The organism is Micromonospora sp. NPDC005173 (assembly GCF_040608515.1).
GTDB lineage: Bacteria > Actinomycetota > Actinomycetes > Mycobacteriales > Micromonosporaceae > Micromonospora.
The window spans coordinates 1-20377 of the sequence record NZ_JBEXIK010000016.1 but is presented as its reverse complement, the minus strand read 5'-3'; the positions used below and the strand labels follow the sequence as shown (position 1 = coordinate 20377).

At 72.4% G+C, this 20377-nt stretch carries 19 protein-coding genes; 14 read left to right on the top strand and 5 right to left on the bottom strand.

What is annotated here, in order from left to right; genetic code table 11:
- Position 1: 1 nt before the first annotated feature.
- Positions 2 to 988 (top strand): ABC transporter permease, encoded by a 987-nt coding sequence (locus ABZV00_RS19225; protein WP_355607942.1) that lies wholly within the window; start codon positions 2 to 4, stop codon positions 986 to 988.
- 155 nt (positions 989 to 1143) lie between these two features.
- Positions 1144 to 2886, top strand: a complete 1743-nt coding sequence (locus ABZV00_RS19220) for an ABC transporter substrate-binding protein (RefSeq protein ID WP_328420156.1) — start codon at positions 1144 to 1146, stop codon at positions 2884 to 2886.
- A 62-nt stretch (positions 2887 to 2948) separates the two neighbouring features.
- Here the strand turns inward: ABZV00_RS19220 and ABZV00_RS19215 are convergent, their stop codons facing one another.
- On the bottom strand, positions 2949 to 5093 hold the full coding sequence (locus ABZV00_RS19215) for a prolyl oligopeptidase family serine peptidase (protein WP_355607939.1): 2145 nt from the start codon (positions 5091 to 5093) through the stop codon (positions 2949 to 2951).
- An 86-nt stretch (positions 5094 to 5179) separates the two neighbouring features.
- Here ABZV00_RS19215 and mshB point away from each other — a divergent pair, with 86 nt between their 5' ends.
- The 3 genes from mshB (at position 5180) to ABZV00_RS19200 (ending at position 7104) form a co-directional block, all read left to right on the top strand.
- A complete protein-coding gene (gene mshB, locus ABZV00_RS19210; protein WP_355607936.1) occupies positions 5180 to 6106 on the top strand; it encodes an N-acetyl-1-D-myo-inositol-2-amino-2-deoxy-alpha-D-glucopyranoside deacetylase in 927 nt (308 codons plus the stop codon).
- Positions 6107 to 6123: 17 nt separating this feature from the next.
- Positions 6124 to 6558 (top strand): hypothetical protein, encoded by a 435-nt coding sequence (locus ABZV00_RS19205; protein WP_355607933.1) that lies wholly within the window; start codon positions 6124 to 6126, stop codon positions 6556 to 6558.
- An 81-nt stretch (positions 6559 to 6639) separates the two neighbouring features.
- The gene (locus tag ABZV00_RS19200) at positions 6640 to 7104 is read left to right on the top strand and encodes a hypothetical protein (protein WP_328420148.1); all 465 of its coding nucleotides are present in this window, start codon (positions 6640 to 6642) and stop codon (positions 7102 to 7104) included.
- 136 nt (positions 7105 to 7240) lie between these two features.
- Here the strand turns inward: ABZV00_RS19200 and ABZV00_RS19195 are convergent, their stop codons facing one another.
- The gene (locus ABZV00_RS19195; protein WP_355607930.1) at positions 7241 to 8278 is read right to left on the bottom strand and encodes a GNAT family N-acetyltransferase; all 1038 of its coding nucleotides are present in this window, start codon (positions 8276 to 8278) and stop codon (positions 7241 to 7243) included.
- A gap of 79 nt (positions 8279 to 8357) precedes the next feature.
- Here ABZV00_RS19195 and fdxA point away from each other — a divergent pair, with 79 nt between their 5' ends.
- From fdxA to ABZV00_RS19170, 5 genes are read left to right on the top strand one after another with little or no spacing between them, the layout of a single operon-like run.
- The gene (gene fdxA, locus ABZV00_RS19190; RefSeq protein WP_007464872.1) at positions 8358 to 8684 is read left to right on the top strand and encodes a ferredoxin; all 327 of its coding nucleotides are present in this window, start codon (positions 8358 to 8360) and stop codon (positions 8682 to 8684) included.
- Complete coding sequence (gene dapC / locus ABZV00_RS19185) at positions 8681 to 9787, top strand: succinyldiaminopimelate transaminase (protein WP_355608202.1); 1107 nt, start codon at positions 8681 to 8683, stop codon at positions 9785 to 9787. The genes fdxA and dapC overlap by 4 nt, the downstream gene beginning before the upstream one ends.
- 17 nt (positions 9788 to 9804) lie before the next feature.
- Positions 9805 to 10833 carry a prephenate dehydrogenase/arogenate dehydrogenase family protein gene (locus tag ABZV00_RS19180; RefSeq protein ID WP_355607927.1) on the top strand — a complete coding sequence of 343 codons (1029 nt, stop codon included), beginning with the start codon at positions 9805 to 9807 and terminating at the stop codon, positions 10831 to 10833.
- Between the two features lie 10 nt (positions 10834 to 10843).
- Positions 10844 to 11488: an SIMPL domain-containing protein gene (locus tag ABZV00_RS19175; protein WP_355607924.1), complete on the top strand. Its 645-nt coding sequence runs from the start codon at positions 10844 to 10846 to the stop codon at positions 11486 to 11488.
- Complete coding sequence (locus ABZV00_RS19170) at positions 11488 to 12135, top strand: nucleoside/nucleotide kinase family protein (RefSeq protein ID WP_355607921.1); 648 nt, start codon at positions 11488 to 11490, stop codon at positions 12133 to 12135. Before ABZV00_RS19175 ends, ABZV00_RS19170 begins: the two co-directional genes overlap by 1 nt.
- 62 nt (positions 12136 to 12197) lie before the next feature.
- Here ABZV00_RS19170 and ABZV00_RS19165 read toward each other — a convergent pair whose 3' ends face one another.
- Entirely contained in the window at positions 12198 to 12755 is a 558-nt protein-coding gene (locus ABZV00_RS19165; RefSeq protein WP_328420139.1) for a sugar O-acetyltransferase, read from the bottom strand.
- Positions 12756 to 12914: 159 nt separating this feature from the next.
- Here ABZV00_RS19165 and ABZV00_RS19160 point away from each other — a divergent pair, with 159 nt between their 5' ends.
- The gene (locus ABZV00_RS19160) at positions 12915 to 16211 is read left to right on the top strand and encodes a S8 family serine peptidase (protein WP_355608199.1); all 3297 of its coding nucleotides are present in this window, start codon (positions 12915 to 12917) and stop codon (positions 16209 to 16211) included.
- A 51-nt stretch (positions 16212 to 16262) separates the two neighbouring features.
- Here the strand turns inward: ABZV00_RS19160 and dapD are convergent, their stop codons facing one another.
- Complete coding sequence (gene dapD / locus ABZV00_RS19155; RefSeq protein WP_355607919.1) at positions 16263 to 17222, bottom strand: 2,3,4,5-tetrahydropyridine-2,6-dicarboxylate N-succinyltransferase; 960 nt, start codon at positions 17220 to 17222, stop codon at positions 16263 to 16265.
- Between the two features lie 123 nt (positions 17223 to 17345).
- Between dapD and dapE the strand changes: the two genes are divergently transcribed.
- Positions 17346 to 18419, top strand: coding sequence for a succinyl-diaminopimelate desuccinylase (gene dapE, locus ABZV00_RS19150; protein WP_355607917.1), 1074 nt, complete (start codon positions 17346 to 17348; stop codon positions 18417 to 18419).
- Between the two features lie 46 nt (positions 18420 to 18465).
- Here dapE and ABZV00_RS19145 read toward each other — a convergent pair whose 3' ends face one another.
- Positions 18466 to 18639, bottom strand: a complete 174-nt coding sequence (locus ABZV00_RS19145; RefSeq protein WP_328420133.1) for a hypothetical protein — start codon at positions 18637 to 18639, stop codon at positions 18466 to 18468.
- A gap of 165 nt (positions 18640 to 18804) precedes the next feature.
- Between ABZV00_RS19145 and ABZV00_RS19140 the strand changes: the two genes are divergently transcribed.
- Together ABZV00_RS19140 and ABZV00_RS19135 are read left to right on the top strand one after the other, a co-directional pair.
- Positions 18805 to 19668, top strand: a complete 864-nt coding sequence (locus tag ABZV00_RS19140; protein ID WP_328420131.1) for a TIGR00730 family Rossman fold protein — start codon at positions 18805 to 18807, stop codon at positions 19666 to 19668.
- A complete protein-coding gene (locus tag ABZV00_RS19135; protein ID WP_328420130.1) occupies positions 19668 to 20213 on the top strand; it encodes a TIGR00730 family Rossman fold protein in 546 nt (181 codons plus the stop codon). Before ABZV00_RS19140 ends, ABZV00_RS19135 begins: the two co-directional genes overlap by 1 nt.
- Positions 20214 to 20377: the final 164 nt, after the last annotated feature.

Sequence of the window (20377 nt, the reverse complement as noted above, 5' to 3'; positions counted from 1 at the left end):
CATGGCGCGATTTCTGATCAAGCGGCTCTTCTCCGCCACGCTGACCCTGTTCGCGGTGAGCGTGCTGACCTTCCTGATGTTCTTCGCCCTGCCGCGTGACCCGGTCACTGGCATGTGCCCGAAGAACTGCAACCCGGAGCGGTTGGAGCGGGTGCGCACCGAGCTGGGCCTGAACGACCCGCTGATCAGCCAGTACGCCGGCTACATGAAGGGCATCGTCATGGGGCGGGACCTGGGCAGCGCCCAGGGCGGCCGGTGTGACGCGCCCTGCCTGGGCTGGTCGTACGTCACCAACGAGGCGGTCTCGGACACCATCGCCCGGGTGCTGCCGGTGACGCTGAGCATCGTGATCCCGGCGGCCGTTCTCTGGCTGCTGCTGGGGGTGGGGCTGGGCATGGTCTCCGCGCTGCGCCGGGGCACCTGGCTGGACCGGGCCGCCATCGGCTTCTCGCTGACCGGTGCCTCGTTGCAGCTCTATTTCGTGGGCGCGGTGCTGCTGCTGGTGTTCGTCTACAACCTGCGGCTTCTGCCGGTGCCGAGCTACACCTCCATCTTCGACAATCCGGCGAAGTGGGCCAGTGGGCTGGTGCTGGCCTGGGTGGCGTTGGCCTTCCTCTTCTCGGCCATCTACGCCCGGCTGTCGCGGGCGCAGATGCTGGAGACCCTGTCGGAGGACTTCGTCCGCACCGCGCGGGCCAAGGGCCTGGCCAAACCCAAGGTGTACGGGCGGCACGCGCTGCGCGCGGCGATCACCCCGGTGGTGACCATCGCGGGCCTCGACGTCGGCGGTGCGCTCGGCGGCACGGTGATCACTGAGACGACCTTCGGCATCCAGGGTCTGGGTCGCACGGCGGTGGACGCGGTGCGCTCCGGTGACCTACCCACGATCATGGCCACCGTACTGATCGCGGCCGTCTTCGTGGTGCTGGCGAACGTGCTGGTCGACCTGCTCTACGCGGCCATCGACCCCCGGGTCCGGCTGCGCTGAGCCGGGCGGTCGGCCGGCGTGTCCACCACCCGGCTGGCGGCGAAATTTATCGACAACTGTTACACAATCCGTAGGTTTTCTTCTTTACGATCCTCGAGACGTCGGCGGTTCTCGCCCCGGCGAACCGCACGGCACATGGGTGAAGGAGGTACTTCATGCGACTACGCGTGGCGGCCGCCGCAGGCGGCGCAATCGCTCTGGTTGTGGCATTGGGTGCGTGCTCGGAGAACACGGGCGAGGGCACCACGGTGGACACCGAGCGGCAGCAGACCGGGGTCATCGCGACCGACCCCAAGGAGTCCCAGGGCCCGGCTGCCGAGGTGAGCGGGGCCGCGAAGGGCGGCACCTTCACCATCATCCGGGAGACGCCGATCTCCCACCTGGACCCACAGCGGACGTACTCGTTCGCCGGTCTGATGACGAACCCGCTCTTCGCTCGCTATCTGACCACCTGGAAGGACGACGGCAAGGGCGGCCTGGTTCTCGTCGGAGACCTGGCCGAGACGCCGGGCACCAACGTCAACAAGGACTGCAAGGTCTGGGAGTTCAAGGTCAAGGACGGGGTGAAGTTCGAAGACGGCCGCCCGATCACCTCCAAGGAGATCGCGTACGGCATCGCCCGCTCCTTCGACCCGGACCTCTCCGGCGGCCCGACCTACATCCAGGAGTGGCTGGCCGACAGCCCGGAGTTCGACACCAAGTGGGACTTCAAGAAGAACAAGACGTCGCTGCCGCCGGGCCTGACCACGCCGGACGCCAAGACGCTGCGCTTCGAGTTCGCCAAGCCCCGCTGTGACCTCCCGTTCGCGGTCTCGCTGCCGACCACGGCGCCGCTGCCGCCGGACAAGGACACCGGCGTCAACCTGGACAAGCAGCCGTTCTCGTCCGGCCCGTACAAGGTCGCCAAGAACCAGGTCGGCGTGCAGATCACCCTGGACCGCAACCCCAACTGGGACCCGAACACCGACCCGGTCCGGCACCAGTACCCGGACCAGTTCGTGTGGAGCTTCGGCGCGACGGCGGACGCCGCCAACAACCGGGTGATCGCGGACAACGGTGCCGACCAGAGCGCGATCGCCTTCAACGCCGTGCCCGCCTCGCTGGTCGCCAGGGTGGCCGGGGACGCCTCGCTGAAGTCGCGCAGCATCCTCTCGCCGACCCCGAGCGCCAACCAGTTGGTCATCAACAACCAGCGCGTCAAGGACTTGAAGATCCGCCAGGCGCTCAACTACGCCATCGACCGCGAGGGCCTGATCAAGGCGCTCGGCGGGCAGACCGTCGCCGCGCCGCTGACCACGCTGATGCCGCCGGCCACCATCGGCTACAAGGCGTACGAGGCGTACCCGGCGGGTGCCAACGGCAACGTCGACAAGGTCAAGGAGCTGCTCGGCGGCCAGACGCCGGAGCTGGTCCTCGGTGTCGCCGACAACACGACCGAGCAGCAGGAGGGTGCCCAGCTCAAGGCCAACCTGGAGCGGGCCGGCTTCAAGATCACCCTGCGGAACATCCCGGACGACGCCAAGCTCGACGAGGTCAAGAAGAAGGACAACCCCTGGGACCTGTACATCGGTAACTGGGCGGCGGACTGGCCGAGCGGCGCCTCGATCCTGCCGGTGCTCTACGACGGCCGCACCATCAAGGCCGAGGGCAACAGCAACAGCGCGTTCTTCAACGACCCGACGATCAACGCCGAGATGGACCGCATCCTGGCACTGCCCCCGGCCGACCAGGGTCCGGAGTGGGGCAAGCTCGACGAGCGGATCATGAAGGAGCACGCCCCCGTGGTGCCGCTCTTCGTCGACGTGGCCTACAACGTGCACGGGTCCAAGGCGGGTGGGGTCTTCATCTCCAGCGTCTTCGGCTACCCGGCGTTCGTGAACGCCTTCGTCAAGCCGTAACACCGCAAGGACGGGCCCCCGGTCGACAACGTCGTCGACCGGGGGCCGCCCTTTGCGCGGAGTCAGAACAGGTGGGTACGGAGGAAGTCGAGTTCCAGCGGAAGCAGGCGCTCGGCGGTGCCGTTCGCGGCCATGTGGGTGGCACCGGTCAACGGCAGCACGGCGTGCGGACGGCCAGTGGCCAGCAGGGCCGCCGAGAGCCGCAGCGTGTGCGCGGCCACCACGTTGTCGTCGGCCAGACCGTGCACCAGTAGCAACGGCCGGGCCTGGTCCGGCCCGGTGACCGGCTCGGCCGCCATCTCCACCAGCGAGTGGTGCGCGTAGACGTCCATGCCGTCCTCCGGCAGCCCGAGATAACGCTCGGTGTACGCGGTGTCGTACAGCGTCCAGTCGGTCACCGGGGCACCCGCGATCCCGCACCGGAACAGTTCCGGGTGGCGCAGCACCGCCAACCCGGCCAGCCATCCTCCGAACGACCAGCCACGCACCCCCACCCGGCCCAGGTCCAGGTCGGGGTGCTTGCCGGCGAGCGCGGTCAGCGCGTCCACCTGGTCGGTCAGGATCACGTCGGCCATCCGCCGGTGGATCGCCTTCTCGAAAGACGGGGCCACTCCTGGCGTACCCCGGTTGTCGATGGTGACCACCGCGAACCCGGCTTCGGCCCACCACTGCCGCTCCAGCCAGGCCGCCCGGGCGGCCACCACCTCCTGGTGCCCCGGGCCGCCGTAGATGTCCAGCAGCACCGGCAGCCGCCGGCCCGTCACATGGTTGTCCGGGTAGAGCACCGCCGCCGGCAGCCGCCGGTCGGTCACCCGTTCCAGCAGCGGCAGCGGAGAATACGGCGGGGTGGCGGCCAGCGAGCGCAGCTCGGCCACCTCCCGGTCGCCGCGGCGTACCGTCCACCGCACTCCGGCGTGGTCCAGCGACGCGACGCCGACCACCAGCACGTCCCCACCCACGGCGGCGGTGTGCCAGCCAGAGTCGGTGGTGAGCCGGCGGGCGTCCACCCCTCCGCCGATGGTGGTCCGGACCCGGAACAGGTGCCGCTCGCTCGGCTCGCCGTCGCTCGCCTCGACCAGCAGGTCCGCCGGGCCGCTGCCGTTCGGCAGCCGACCCACCACCCGCCGCACGTACAGCGACGGCGGGGTGAGCAGGGTGCCATCGGCGAACAGGCACCGCGCGTCGTACCCGTCGTGGGCCAGCTCGCCGCCGACCAGCACGCGGCCGTCCGGCAGGTGCGCCGGTGTGCCGGCGATCGGCTCGACCCAGCGCGGGTCGGCCAGCTCGGCGTGCACCTGCGTCTCACCGGTCCGCGGGTCGACGGCCAGTACCAGCCCGTGTTGCTGCGAGCGGCGCAGCACGGTGATCAGCGGGCTGCCCTCGGTCCAGCTGACGGCCGTCAGGTACGGGTAGGTCTCCCGGTCCCAGTGCACGTCGACCCAGCCGTCGTCCAGGTCCAGCAGGTGCAGGCTGACCTCCGCGTTCGGCCCGCCCGCGCGGGGGTACGCGACGGCGGTCGGCGGGCTCGCCGGCTCGGCCGGGTCGTGCAGGTGCCAGCGGGGCAGCCGGGTCTCGTCGACCCGCGCGGCGAGCACCGAGCGGCCGTCCGGCGCCCACCAGTAGCCCCGGAACCGGCCGAACTCCTCGGCCGCGATGTGCTCGGCCAAGCCCCAGCTCACCCCGGCGTCCTCGCCCGCCAGGAGGGTGTCGGTGCCGTCGGGGTCGATCACCCGCAGCTCGCCCCGGCGGACACCCTCGGCCGCGTCGGTCACGTACGTCAGCCGCTGCCCGGTCGGGTCCGGCCGTGGGTCCAGCACCGGGCCGTGGGCGGCCACCTCCACCACGTCGCCGTGCACCAGGTCGGCCCGGAACAGCCGGCCGGCCAGCGCGAACACCGCCACCCGGCCGGCGGCGTCCAGCGCGTACGAACCGATGCCGGCGGCGCTGAGCCGCAGCCGCTCGCGCAGCGCACGCTCGCCGGGGGAGAGCACAGCGGCGTCGCCGGTGTCGCTGAGCAGGGTGGCCGGGTCGGCGACCAACCGCTCCTCGGCGGTGGCCACGTCCAGCAGCCAGAGCGCGTCCGCCGAATCCTCCGGGCCGGCGGAGCGCAGGAAGATCACCCGGGAGCCGTCCTCGGCCACGGAGACAGCACGCGGCGCGCCGTGGCTGAACCGGCGTGTGCGGGCGGCCAGCTCCGGAAAGTCCACAGGCCAAATCGTAGAGCCGTGCCGGGCGTGATGTGGCCGACCTGGGTGGACGCGTCGACGACTCCCGGCCGGAACCGCCGGTTAGAGTGACCGTCGTGACGACGCTGCCCGACCGCCGCCTGCTGCTGGTCCACGCGCACCCCGACGACGAGTCGATCGGCACCGGCTCGACGATGGCCCACTACGCCGCCGCCGGCGCGCACGTCACGCTGGTGACCTGCACCCTCGGCGAGGAGGGCGAGATCCACGTCCCGGCGCTGGCGCAGCTCGCCGCAGCCGAGGCCGACCAGCTCGGTGGGTACCGGGTCGCCGAGCTGGCCGCTGCCTGCGCCGCGCTGGGCGTCAGCGACCACCGCTTCCTCGGCGGCGCCGGCCGCTACCGCGACTCGGGGATGATGGGGCTCGCGACCAACGAGCACCCCCGCGCCTTCTGGCAGGCCGACCTCGACGAGGCCGCCGGGCATCTGGTGGAGATCATGCGGGAGGTACGCCCGCAGGTGCTGATCACGTACGACCCGAACGGCTTCTACGGCCACCCCGACCACATCCAGGCGCACCGGGTGGCGATGCGCGCCGTCGAACTGGCCGCCGCCGAGGGCTGCGCCCCGCTCAAGGTCTATTGGACGGCCATGCCGATCAGCGTGATGGAAGCCGGCATGACGCACTTCGCCGAGTCCTCGGACAACCCGTTCGGCGGCATCGAGGACCTCGCCGACCTGCCCTTCGGCACCCCGGACGACCAGATCGCCGCCCGGATCAACGCCACCGACCAGCACGTGGCCAAGGAGGCCGCGATGCGGGCGCACGGCACCCAGATCCCGGCCAACTCCTGGCTCTACTCGATCGCCGGCAACTTCGGTGGCGAGTTCATGGGCGTGGAGTACTTCACCCTCGCGGTCGGCGAGAAGGGCCCGGGCGCCGGCCCGTACGGCTGGGAGGACGACCTCTTCGCCGGGCTGCCCGAGGAGACCGCCCCGGACCGGTCCCCGGCCGCGGCGGCCGGTCTCCGGTGACCCTGCCCGCCGCGCCGATGTCGGTCATGCCGGACCAGGACACCCCGCCCTCGGCGGGGCCGCCGCCGCGACTGCTGGACCTGGGTCTGCGGCTGGCCGGCGCGGTCGTCGTGGTGGTGGCCGGGGTGCTGACCGGGGTGCTGGAGCTGCTGTTCGCCACGGTCCGCGTCGGCGGGCAACTGGTCGGCGTGTCGGTGCTGCTCGCGGTCGGCGCCAACATCGCGCTGGCCTGGTTCGCGCACGAGGTGGTCGGCCGTCGGTGGGCGGTGGCGCTGCCCGCAGTGCCATGGTTCGCGCTGATGGCGGTGGCCGCCATCCGGACCACCGAGGGCGATCTGCTGCTGGCCGGCGACAACTGGGTCGGCCTTGCCATGATCGTGGCCGGTGCGATGACCTTCGCGGTGATGGGCTTCCGGCAGATCCTCGCCCCGCCGCCCGCACTCGGTGGATGATGACGCCACACAGGTACGAGTGGTAGATATTCCTGCCAGGGATGCCGCCCCGCAACGGGGCGTACGGCAGGAGGTCGTGCGATGGACAGACGGTGGCGTGACGTCGGGGTGCTCGCGGGAGCGCTGTTCGCGGTCAACGTGGTCGCTCGGCTGATCATCCGGCTTGGCTTTGACGGTGACGACACCGTCGCCGACCGGGTGTCGCTGGCGATGTTCGTGGTGATCGGGCTGACCCTGGCCGTGGTCGCCTTCCGCTGGGGTCGCCGCCGGCCGCTTTCCGAGTGGTCGACCGACATGGTCGTCGTGGTGCTGGTGGCGATGGCGCTGACCGTGCTGGTCGGGCCGCTGCTCGTCGGCCACAACCCGTTCGGTGGCGGGGCGGGAACGTTCTTCGCCCAGATCTGGCTCTATCTGCTCGCCAGCGGTGCCGGCACGCTGATCGGGTACCTGGTGCTCACCGCGCTCGGGCGCGACTACCGATCCCAGCAGCTCAAGCGGTACGCCGAGGTCAAGGCCGCCAAGCCGCGCCGGGTCGTCCGCCGCTGACCCGCGGCTGGCCCGACCCGCGTTGGCCCGCGGCGCTTGATCAACTCGCCTTCGCCGATCCGGCGGTATCCCGGCGTCCGGATACCCCGATATCGGGGATGTCGAGTTGATCAAGCGCTGTGCGGGGCGACCCGGGTCAGTGCGGGGCGACCCGGGTCAGGTAGGTGTGGTGGGTGGTGAAGCCGAGCCGCTGGTAAAGCGCGACCGCCGCCGTGTTGCGCTGCTCCACCTGGAGGAAGGCGTGCGTCGCCCCGGCGGACGCACCCCAGGTGGCCAGCATGTCGATCACGCGGCGGGCCAGCCCCTGCCGGCGTGCTGCCGGCAGCACCTCGATCAGGCTCAGCCCGAGCCAGCGGCCCTGCCCCGTCACCGTGCCCCGGCCGATCGCCACCAGCGTGCCGTTGGCGTACGCGTGAGCGAAGCGGACCTGGTCCACGGCGGTGAGCACGTGCCGGGCGGCGTCCGGCAGGCCACCCTTGCGGCCAGCGGCGACGGCCAGCCACTCCTCGCTCGGCGCGCCGGCCAGTTCGATCACCACGCTGGCGTGGTCGAGTGCCACCTCGTCCGCAGCGCCGGGCCGTTCGTCGGGGCTGCCCGCGGCGGTCGGTGATCCGGCCCGGGGCGTCCGGCCGGAGTCCGACGGTGCCGACAGGGGCAGGCGCGCGGTCTGTACCAGCGTCGGCGGGCGGCTGCCCCAGCCCCGGCCGTCCAGTTCGGCGCCGACCGGCGCGGCGAGCGGCAGCGGTGTGTTGATCATCGCAGGTTGGCCCTGCTGGGCGTACCAGCGCTCGACCGCGTCCACTGCCGCCGGCAGCGGCCGGTCCGGGTCGCCGATCGGCAGTGCCGAGTTGGCCCGACCGGTCCAGCCGTCGGCCGCCCGGAGCAGCCAGTCGCCGAGCCGGCCCCGCGTTGGTGCCGGCCAGGCCTCGTCGGCGGCGCGCTCCAGCGCCACCACCGCGGCGGCGGTCGGCCGGCGGGTCGGCGGCACCCGCTTGGCCCGGTGCACCTGCGCCACCGGGACCCGCAGCGGACCCTGCGCCGTCGCCAGCGTGAGATGAGTCTCGCTCAGCTCCACCAGCTCCCCGAGAGCATCGGAGAAGAGCGGGCGGCCTTCGCGAATCCCCACAATCCGGCGGACCACGATCCGGTGTCCCAAGTCCTGCTGTCGGAGCACGATCGACCCCCTCCCCGGCGAGATACTAGGCTCTTACCGTCGCGGGAGATCGCGGCGAGTCTTGCGGAGGAGAAGACCGGTGACCTACATCATCGCCGAGCCGTGCGTGGATGTGCTCGACAAGGCATGTATCGAGGAGTGCCCGGTCGACTGCATTTACGAGGGCAATCGGATGCTCTACATCCACCCCGACGAGTGCGTCGACTGTGGTGCCTGTGAGCCCGTCTGCCCCGTGGAGGCGATCTTCTACGAGGATGACGTGCCGGAGCAGTGGAAGGACTACACCGGCGCCAACTACGAGTTCTTCGAGGACCTGGGCTCGCCCGGGGGCGCCTCGAAGATCGGCAAGGTGGAGAAGGACGCCACCTTCGTCGCCGCGCAGCCGCCGCGCGGCGAGGGCCACTGAACCGGCCCGCGCCGGTCTCGTCACGGCTGCCCGAGTTCACCTGGGACACCCTGGACGCCGCGGCCGTTGTGGCCGCGGCGCATCCGGAGGGCCTGATCAACCTCTCCATGGGCACGCCGGTCGACCCGGTTCCCGAGGTGATCCGGCAGGCGCTCGCTGACGCGTCCGACGCTCCTGGCTACCCGCTGACCGCCGGCACGCCGGCGCTGCGGGACGCGATCACCGCGTGGGTCGCCCGGGCCTGTGGCGCCGGGGTCGACGGTCTCGGCGTGTTGCCGACGATCGGCTCCAAGGAGCTGGTTGCCTGGCTGCCCACCCTGCTCGGCATCGGCCCGGGTGACGTGGTGGTGGTGCCGTCGATCGCGTACCCCACGTACGAGGACGGGGCCCGGCTGGCCGGCGCGACCGTGGTCCGCGCCGACTCGCTCACCGCGGTCGGGCCGACCTCCCGGGTACGGCTGGTCTGGGTCAACTCGCCCGGCAACCCGACCGGTCGGGTGCTGCCCGCGGCGCACCTGCGCAAGGTGGTCGACTGGGCCCGGGAACGAGGCGCGGTGGTCGCCAGCGACGAGTGTTACCTGTCGCTCGGCTGGTCGGCCGAGCCGGTCTCGGTGCTGTCCCCGGAGGTCTGCGGCGGCAGCTACGACGGCGTGCTCGCCGTGCACTCGCTCTCCAAGCGGTCCAACCTCGCCGGCTACCGGGCCGGCTTCGTGGCCGGCGACCCGGCGCTCGTGGCCGAGCTGCTGAAGGTCCGCAAGCACGCCGGCATGATCGTGCCCGCACCGGTGCAGGCGGCCATGGTGGCCGCACTGCAGGACGAGCGGCACGCCGACGAGCAGCGGGAGCGCTACCGCGCTCGGCGTGAGGTGCTGACCGCCGCGTTCACCGGCGCGGGCTTCACGGTCGAGCACTCGGAGGCCGGCCTCTACCTCTGGCTCACCTGCGGTGAGGACTGCTGGCAGACGGTCGACTGGCTGGCCCGACGCGGCATCCTGGTCGCTGCGGGCGTCTTCTACGGCCCCTCCGCCGGGCAGTACGTCCGGGTGGCGCTGACCGAGTCCGACGAGCACGTCGCGGCGGTCGCCGGCCGGCTGCGGGCCTGACCCCGGGCGGCCCGGCGATGACCGACGGTGTGACCGGGCGGTACGCCGGGGTGCGGGCTGCTGTGGTCGGCACCGGCCTGATCGGCGGTTCGGTGCTGCTGCGCCTGGCCGACGCGGGCCTGGACGTGACCGGTTGGGATCCCGACCCGGCGACCCGCGAGCGGGCCCGCGCCCGGGGGGTGGCCGCCCCGGCCACGATCGAGCAGGCGGTGGCCGGCCGGGACATGGTCTTCCTCTGCGGCCCACTGCCCACCCTGCCCGGGACGCTGGCCCAGGTGGCCGCCGCGACCGCGCCGGGCTGTGTACTGACCGACGTCGGCAGCACCAAGATCGAGGTGGCTGAGGCGGCCGCCCGGCTCGGGCTGACCGACCGGTTCGTGCCCGGGCATCCGATGGCTGGCGCGGAGTCCGCCGGCCTGACCGCCGCCACCACGACCCTGCTGGCCGGTGCCGCCTGGGTACTCTGCCCCGCTCCGGGCGCAGCGACCGACGCCTTCCGCTGGCTGGCCGGGCTGCTGGTGGAGCTGTTCGGTGCCCGGGTGGTGCCGATGTCCGCTCCAGCGCACGACTCGGCGGCCGCGCTCGCCTCACACGTGCCGCACCTGCTGGCCGGCGCGCTGGCCGGAGCGACGCAGCGGGCGCGGCTGCGCGACGCGGTGCTCGCGCTGGCCGCGGGCAGCTTCCGGGACGGCACCCGGGTCGCCGGCACCCCGGCGGAGCGGACGGCGAACATGCTGCTCGGCAACCGGGACCGGGTGCTGCACGAGCTGGCCGAGGTCCGCGTGTTCCTGGACGAGCTGGCCACCGCCCTGACCGACGGCGACGCTGCGGTGCTCACCGCCCGGTACGCGGAGGCCCGCGCGGCCCGGTCGGCGCTGCTCGACCGGCGTTTCGCCGAGCGGGACCGGGAGTTCCCCGCCGACGGCGATCATGCCGCCGAGGTGACCTGGCTGCGCGGGCTGGGCGACGACGGCGGGCACCTGACCGGCTGCCGGGTCGGCACGGACGTCGTCTCCTACACGGCATGGCTTCCGGTGACTGACTAGGGTGATGGGCATGGCGGTGGACGGTCCGGTGGTGCAGGTACGCGGCGAGGCGTACCGGGAGGTGCCGCCGGAACTGGCCCGATTCGCGGTCACCGCGACGGCCCGGGACCGCGACCGGGAGGCCACCCTGACCCGGCTGGCCGAGCGCGCCGCCGCGATCCGGGTGCTGTTGGACGGCGCCGGGCCGGTGGTGGCCCGGCGGGAGACCGGCGACCTGCGCGTCCGGCCGGAGACGCGGCGCTCGGGCGAGCGGGTGGTGGCCTGGCACGGCAGCGTCACCACCACGGTCACCGTCACCGACTTCACCGCCCTCGGCGAGCTGATGCTCCGGCTGGCCGACCAGGATCAGGTCGAGGTGGCCGGTCCCTGGTGGGAGCTGCGGCCGGACAGCCCCGCGCACCGCGAGGCGCGGCACGCCGCGATCACCGACGCGCTGCAGCGCGCCCGCGAGTACGCGGAGGCGCTCGGCGCCCAGGTCACCTCGCTGATCGAGCTGGCCGACGCCGGCCCTGCCGACCGGCCGATGTTCGCCCGCGCGGCGTTCGACGTGGGCTCCGCCGGAGGCCCGCCGGAGCTGGAGTTGGACCCGCAGCCGCAGACCGTCCAGGCGGCCGTGCAGGCGAGGTTCACCATCAGCGACCCGGTCCTGGGCTGATGCCGCCGCCCCGGGTGCTGTCGGTCGACGAGCTGGTGGCCCGGGCGCGGGCACTGGCCGAGGCCGGTCCGCGACAACTGCTCGGCATCACCGGCGCACCGGGCGCCGGGAAATCCACGTTGGCCGAGCAGATCGTGGCCGAGATCGGTCCGACCGCCCGGCTGGTGCCGATGGACGGCTTCCACCTGGCGCAGGCGCAGCTGGTCCGGCTGGGCCGCGCCGATCGCAAGGGCGCGGTGGACACCTTCGACGCCAACGGGTACGTCTCGCTGCTGCGCCGGTTGCGCCGGCTGGAGCCGACCTCGGTCTACGCGCCGGAGTTCCGCCGGGAGCTGGAGGAGCCGATCGCCGGGGCGATCGAGGTCCCGCCATCGGTCCGCCTGGTGGTGACCGAGGGCAACTACCTGCTGCTGCCGGACTTCCCGTGGCAGGAGATCCGGTCGCTGCTGCACGAGGCCTGGTTCCTCGACCTAGACGCCGAGGTGCGGCTGCGCCGGCTGACCGCCCGGCACGAGGCGTTCGGGCGGTCGCCCGAGCAGGCGCGAGCGTGGGCGCTGGGCAGCGACGAGGTCAATGCCGCCCTGGTGACCGGCACCGCCGGCGTCGCCGATCTGGTCGTCCGACTGACCGAGCCACCGGCGGCCTGACCGGAGTTCCGGGTAGGAGCCGTGCCGGGCAGGCAGCCGTGACGGCGTCGGTGTCGTGCCGATCAGTCCAGTTGACGGACCGGCCGGGCCGGGTTGCCGACCGCGACCACGTTGGCCGGCAGGTCGCGGGTCACCACCGCGCCGGCACCGACGACGGTGTTCGCGCCGATCGTCACCCCGGCCAGCACGATCGCGCCGCCGCCGAGCCAGACGTTGTCGCCGATGGTGATCGGTTTCGCCGCCTCCCACTTGTCGCGGCGCGGCCCGGGCTCCACCGGGTGGGTCGGGGTGAGCAGCTGCACGTTCGGTCCGACCTGGACGTCCGCGCCGAGGGTGATCGGGGCGACGTCGAGGAAGACCGCATGGTAGTTGACGAAGCTGCGGGGCCCGATCCGGATCTGCCAGCCGTAGTCGCAGTAGAACGGTGGCCGGATCCAGGTGCCCTCGCCCAGCTCGCCGAGCAGGTCGCGCAGGGCGGCGAGACGAGCCGCCTCGTCCGCCGCGGAGCTGGTGTTGAAGCGTTCCATCAGCCGGGCTGCCCGGTCCAGGTCGGCGATGATCTCGGGGTCGTCGGCGAGGTAGGGCTCGCCGGCGAGCATCCGGTCCTTCATGGAGGTCACCCCGTCGATGATGCCGGTTCAGCCCCGGTGCATGTTGGTTGGTCCGTCATTTTTCGGCCCACATTATGCATACCCGGTATGTAACACTGACGGTGGTCAATGCGTCTCCAGTAGTACCGACGCTCCACCGAGGAGGATCCGTTGCATCGACGTAGCAGAATGGCCGCCGTCGCCGTAGTCGCCCTCGTGCTGGGCACTCCGGCGACTGCCGTCGCCAGCCCGCCCACCACCACCACCGCCCCGGACGGCGCCCCGCGCACCGCGATCGGCACCGCATCCCCGACCACCGTCACCCTGCTCACCGGTGACCGCGTCACCGTCACCGCTTCCGGGTCCGCCGCGGTCAGTCCCGGCCCCGGACGTACCCATCTCCGCTTCCTCACCACCCGCGACCGCGGCCACCTCACCGTGCTGCCACAGGACGCCCTGCCGCTGGTCCGGGCCGGTCGGGTCGACCGGCGGCTGTTCGACGTGACCGGGCTGATCGCCGCCGGCTACGACGACAGCCGCCGGGACCGCCTGCCGGTGCTGGTCACCGGCGGCCCGGGCGCCCGGCAGCGCACCGCCGTACCGGCCGGGCTGACGGTCACCGCGCAACTGCCGGCCATCGGCGGGGTCGCCGCGACGGCCGACAAGCAGCGGGCCACAACGGTCTGGGCGGCGCTCACCGGCGCCGGCGCCCGGGTCGGCACGGCGGGGGGTGCCGACCGGATCTGGCTCGACGGCCGCCGGCAGGGCAGCCTGGACCACAGCGTGCCGCAGATCGGCGCGCCGGCCGCGCACCAGGCGGGCTTCACCGGCCAGGGCGTACGCGTCGCGGTGCTGGACACCGGCATCGACGCCAACCACCCCGACCTGACCGGCCGGGTCGCCGAGTCGCACAACTTCACCGAAGCCGCCGAGGCCGGTGACACCGTCGGCCACGGCACCCACGTCGCCTCGATCATCGCCGGCAGCGGTGCCGCCTCCGGCGGTAAATACCGGGGCGTCGCGCCGGACGCAACCCTGCTCAACGGCAAGGTCTGCGAGGACCAGGGCTGCTCGGAGTCGGCGATCCTGGCCGGCATGCAGTGGGCCGCCGTCGACCAGCACGCCGACGTGATCAACATGAGCCTGGGCGGTCCCGACACGCCCGACGTCGACCCGCTGGAGGCGGCGGTCGAGTCGCTGACCGCGCAGACCGGCGCGCTCTTCGTGATCTCCGCGGGCAACGTCGGCAGCGACGGCTCGGTCGGCTCGCCGAGCACGGCGGAGGCCGCCCTCGCGGTGGGCGCGGTGGACCGTGACGACGCGCTGGCCGACTTCTCCAGCCGAGGGCCTCGGGTGGGCGACGGCGGGCTGAAGCCGGACCTCACCGCCCCCGGGGTGGAGATCGTCGCCGCTCGCGGCGACGGCACGCTGCTCGGCGACCCGGTGGGGGAGAAGTACGTCTCGCTCTCCGGTACCTCGATGGCCGCGCCGCACGTCACCGGCGCGGTGGCGCTGCTCGCCCAGCAGCACACCGGCTGGGCGGCGGCCCAGCTCAAGGCCACCCTGATGGCCTCGGCGAAGCCGCACCCGGCGCAGACCGCCTTCCAGCAGGGCGCCGGCCGGGTCGACGTGGCCAGGGCGATCACCCAGCGGGTGGTCAGCGACCCGGTCAGCGTCTCCTTCGGCCAGCCCGCCTGGCCGCACGACGACGACACCCCGGTCACCCGGGAGGTCGACTGGCGCAACGACGGCCCGGACCCGCTCACCCTGGACCTGTCCCTCGAGGTGACCGGCTCGGACGGCCAGCCGGCGCCGGCCGGCATGTTCGCCCTCGGAACGACCCAGGTCACCGTGCCCGCGGGCGGCACCGCCGGCACCACCGTCACGGCGAACACCCGGCTCGGAACGGACGGCTACTGGACCGGGCGGATCGTGGCCCGCTCCGGGACGGCCGTGGCGGTCACCCCGGTCGCGGTCAACCGGGAGGTGGAGAGTTACCAGCTCACCGTGCGGCACCTGGACGCCACCGGCGCGGCCGCCACCGACCACCTCACCGTTCTGGCCAACCTGGACACCTTGGCCACACACGACCTGTACGACCCGGACGGCACCGTCGATACCCGGTTGCCCAAGGGCCGCTACGGACTCGTCAGCTTCCTCTTCGCCGAGGACGGGCTCGCCCAACTGGCCCAGCCGGAGCTGGTCGTCGACGGCGACACCACGGTCACCGTCGACCGCCGGAAGGCCCGGCCGGTGCGTACCGCCGTCCCGGAGCCCTCGGCCGCGTCGGCGCTGGTGGACATCGGGGCCAATTGGGTCACCGACGACGGCGGCACCTATGGGTTGGGCCTGCTCGCGCTCGACTTCACCGGGTTGGCCACCGGGCAGATCGGCCGGGCGGTCTCCGGTGAGCGGTTCTTCGCCACGGTGAACAGCCAGTGGGCGCAGCCGGAGGTCGCCAACAGCCCGTACCTGTACGCGCTCGCCGAGAAGTTCCCCGGCCGGATGCCGACCGGCTTCGACAAGACCTACCGCAGCCGGGAGTTGGCCAGCGTCACGCACCAGTTCCGGGGCGGTTCTCCGGGCCTGGTCGCGGAGCGGGTGGTCTTCCCGCTCCTCGATCCGGACCTGGGCGGCTGGGCGGTCGGCCTGCCCACCGCGGTGCCCGGGCAGCGGGTCGAGCACTACAACACCCGAGCGGTGCGCTGGTCCTCGGAGCTGATGTTCGGGGTGCCCACCGACGACGGTTGGACCGACCTGAAGGCGACGCTGAGCGCCGAACCACGGGCGTACCGGGCCGGCCGGCACACCCGGGAGAGCTGGGGCGGCGCCCCGTACGGGCCGTCCTTCCCGGCGCCGCGCTGGCCCGGGCAGGGCGTCACCCGGCTCGCTGACGCGATCCAGGCCGACCTGCCGCTGCACAGCGACGCCGAGGGGCACGCTGGCGGTTCGGTCGCCGACACCGCCCGGACGGCTCTCTACCGCGACGGCGTGCTGGTCGGCGAGCTGCCGACGCCGGGCTACGGGCGATTCACGGTGCCGCCCGGCGACGCGGGCTACCGGCTGGAGGCGTCGTCCAAGCGGAGCTTCACCGATCTCAGCACCGAGGTCAGCACGGCGTGGACGTTCCGGTCCTGGCACGTCCCCGGCGAGGACTACCGGCCGCTGCCGGTGTCGGCCATCCGGTTCACGCCACCGCTGGACGCGGCCAACGCCGCCCCGGCCGGCCGGAGTCTGGTCATCCCGGTGCAGGTGCAGCGGCAGCCCGGTGCCGCCGGGTCGCGGGTGACCGGGCTGACCGTCGACGTCTCCTACGACGGCGGCCAGAGCTGGCAACCCGCCCGCGTCCGGCATGGCGGGCACGGCTGGACCGCCACTGTGCGGCATCCCGCCGGTGCCGGCTACGCGTCCCTGCGGGCCACCGCTCGGGACGCCGCCGGTAACACGGTGACCCAACGGATCATCCAGGCGTACCGGCTGCGCTGAGGCGTACCCCGTCCGGGTCCGCGGTCGAGCGCCGCGGACCCGGCGGGACCGTCAGTCGTTGGCGTGCAGGGCGGCGTTCAGCTCGATGCCCCGGCCGGTACGCGGCCGGGCCTCCAGCGCGCCGGTAACCGAGTTGCGCCAGAACAGCAGGCCGTCGACGCCGGAGAGCTCGCGGGCCTTGACCACCCGGCCGTCCGGCAGAGTGATCTTGGAGGCGGCGGTGATGTAGCAGCCCGCCTCGACCACGCAGTCGTCGCCGAGTGAGATGCCGACGCCGGCGTTCGCGCCGATCAAACTCCGGTCGCCGATGCTCACCTTCTCGGTGCCGCCACCGGAGAGCGTGCCCATGATCGAGGCGCCGCCACCGACGTCGGAGCCGTCGCCCACCAGCACGCCCTGCACGATCCGGCCCTCCACCATCGAGGTGCCCACGGTGCCGGCGTTGAAGTTGACGAAGCCCTCGTGCATGACGGTGGTGCCGGCGGCCAGGTGGGCGCCGAGCCGGACCCGGTCCGCGTCGGCGATCCGTACACCGGCGGGCACCACGTAGTCGGTCATCCGAGGGAACTTGTCCACTCCGTACACCGACAGGTGACGGCCGGCGGCCCGCTCGATCACCCGCAGCTCGTCCACCCGCTCGGGCGGGCACGGCCCGGCGGAGGTCCAGGCCACGTTGGCCAGCTTGCCGAAGATGCCGTCCAGGTTGAGCTGGTTGGGCCGGACCAGGCGGTGCGAGAGCAGGTGCAACCGGAGGTACGCGTCGGGGGCGTCCTTGATCGGGTCGTCCAGGGAGCCGACCACGGTGACCACCTGCACGGTACGCAGACCGGGCAGCGACCGGTCGCCGAGCGCGGTCGGCGGCAGGTCGAGCACGTCCGCCTTGTCCTCACCGGCGACCAGCGGCAGCTCACCGAGGCCCAGCTTGCCGGTCGGGTACCAGGTGTCGAGCACCTGCTCGTCTGCGGTGACGGTGGCCAGGCCGATGCCCCAGGCGGAATCTGCGGACGTCACTGTTTCACCTTTCGGTCGCGGCCGGGCTGGCCTCTGCTCACGACTGCGGGGCTCCTCATGCTCGCCCCAGGGGCCCGCAAGCTCGCTCCTCGCGCCGACAGACCTGAAGGTACCGTGCGAACCATGGAGAACCCGCTGACCCCCGAGGTCCTCGCCGATCCGGTGGCGTTGACCCGCGCTCTTGTCGACATAGAGTCCGTGTCCCTCAACGAGAAGGCGATCGCCGACTGCGTCGAAGAGGTGCTGCGGGGCGTACCGCACCTGACCACCCACCGGCACGGCAACACGGTGATGGCGCGCACCGATCTGGGTCGGTCGCAGCGCGTCGTGCTGGCCGGGCACCTGGACACGGTGCCGCTGAACAACAACTTCCCGTCGACCATGCGCGGCGACCTCATGTACGGCTGCGGCACCTCCGACATGAAGTCCGGCGTGGCGTACGCGCTGCACCTCGCGGTGAGCCTGCCCGAGCCGCGCTACGACGTGACGTACTTCTTCTACGAGGCCGAGGAGATCGAGTCGCGGTACAACGGGCTGACCCTGGTCGGCCAGGCGTACCCGGAGTGGCTGGAGGCGGACTTCGCGGTGTTGCTGGAGCCCACGTACGGCATCGTCGAGGCGGGCTGCCAGGGCACCATGCGGGCCATCGTGACCACCTCGGGTGAGCGGGCCCACGCGGCACGCTCCTGGCACGGGGTGAACGCCATCCACGCCGCCGGTGAGGTGCTGCGGCGACTCCAGGCGTACGAGGCACGCCGGGTCACCATCGAGGGGTGCGACTTCCGCGAGGGTCTGAACGCGGTCCGGATCACCGGCGGCGTCGCCGGAAACGTGATCCCCGACCACTGCGAGATCGAGGTCAACTACCGGTACGCACCGGACCGCGACCCGGCGGCGGCGGAGGCGCACCTGCGGGAGGTCTTCGCGGGCTTCGAGCTGGCCGTGACCGACGCGGCGGCCGGCGCGACCCCCGGGTTGGAGGCGGCCCCGGCGAAGGAGTTCCTGGCGGCGGTCGGCGCGGCGCCGATCGGCAAGCTGGGCTGGACGGACGTGGCCCGGTTCGCGGCGATGGACATCCCGGCGCTGAACTTCGGCCCGGGGGACCCCAACCTGGCCCACCACAAGGACGAGCACGTCGAGATCAGCAAGATCCGTGACGGCGCGGCAACCCTGCACCGCTGGCTAGCCCCAGCCTGACCCCGCCGACCCCGACCCCTTGACTCCGGTGATCAAGAGGTTTGCGTCAGCCGGGCCCGTTGTCGGCGACGCAAACCTCTTGATCAGCTCCGGAGGGTGCGGCGGCTGTGGGGGCTAGGGGTGGGTCCAGTTGGCGGGTGCGGCGGCGTTCGGCCACCACGTCTCGGATCCGTCGCTGCATCTGGCGACGGATCCGGATCATCTCGCTGTTGCTGATCACGCTGTCTCCTCCCCCGAAGGCGCGCGCCGGGGCATACCCGGTATGTGAATAGTAAGACGTACGGGCGAGCCGAATAGTTGCCCAAGATCTCGAACTATTTCTCGGCGTCTTCTCCGCGTCCGCACCCCGCCCACCCGACAGGTGCCGCTCCACTACGGTTGCTCCATGAGCCAGAGCAACGGGCGGGAGGCCGGCCGCGGTCCGGGACAGGAGCGGCATCGGGGCGCGGTCACGCTGCGCCGGGGGGCGATCCCGAGCAGCACCGCCGATCAGCGGCTGCTGGACTCGCGTGGGCGGGGCGACTGGAAGACCAGGGACGCCTGGCGTGCGCTGCGCATCCTCTCCGAGTTCGTCGAGGGTTTCGACACCCTGGCCGACCTGCCTCCGGCGGTCAGTGTCTTCGGCTCCGCGCGCAGCGGCCCGGACACTCCCGAGTGCCGGTTGGCCGAGCAGTTGGGCGGTGCACTGGCCCGGGCCGGCTACGCGGTGATCACCGGGGGTGGGCCGGGGGTGATGGAGGCCGCCAACCGGGGTGCCAGTGAGGCCGGCGGGCTCTCCGTCGGGCTCGGCATCGAGCTTCCGTTCGAGCAGGGCATCAACGAATGGGTCGACCTGGCCATCGACTTCCGCTACTTCTTCGCCCGCAAGACCATGTTCGTCAAGTACGCGCAGGCGTTCGTCGTACTGCCCGGTGGGTTCGGCACCATGGACGAGCTCTTCGAGGCGCTCACCCTGGTGCAGACCGGCAAGGTCACCCGGTTCCCGGTGGTGCTGATGGGTGTCGCCTACTGGCAGGGCCTGCTCGACTGGTTGCGCGGCACGATGGCAGCCGACGGCAAGATCGGCCCGGTCGACCTGGAGCTGATCTGCCTCACCGACGACGTCAACGCGGCGGTCCGGCACATCGTCGAGGCCGAGGCGGCGCTCTCCGCTGAGCAGGAGGCGGTCCGTGACGAGGCCGTCGCCCGCGCCGCTGCCGACCAGCAGTCCGCCGCCGAGCAGGCGGCCGACCAGCCGCGGGAGGGCTGATGGCGGCGATCTGCGTCTTCTGCGCCTCCTCCCGTACCCTCGACCAGCGCTGGCTGGACCTGGCCACCGAGACCGGCGCGGAGTTGGCCCGGCGCGGGCACACGTTGGTCAGCGGCGGCGGCTGTGTCGGCATGATGGGCGCGCTGGCGGACGGCGCTCGGGCCGCCGGCGGGCGAACCCTGGGCGTGATCCCACAGGCGCTGGTCGACCTGGAGGTCGCCGACGTGCGCTCGGACGAGCTGCTGGTGACCGACTCGATGGCCAGCCGCAAGACCGTGATGATTGACAAGTCGGACGCGTTCCTCGCCCTGCCCGGCGGGCTCGGCACCCTGGACGAGCTGTTCGAGGTCTGGACCACCGCCACTCTCGCCCTGCACACCAAGCCGATGGTGCTGATCGACACCGATGGCTTCTATCGCCCGCTGCTGGACTGGCTCGGCACGCTCGGCGAGCAGCACTTCCTCAAACCCGCCGGCCTCGACCTCCTCACCGTGGCCGACACCATCCCCACCGCCCTGGACGCCCTGGAATCCCACCTAACCTGACCCCGCCCGTCCCCCCTCTCCCCGTCCCCCCTCTCCCCGTCCCCCCGGCCTCCGGCCGGCTCCTCCCGTCGATCATGAAGTTAGCGGCGCCGCTGTCGGCGTGTCGCGCCGAGAACATCAGGGGACAGCCACTTCAGCACCTAGTGAAGGGAACCGCCCGGTGC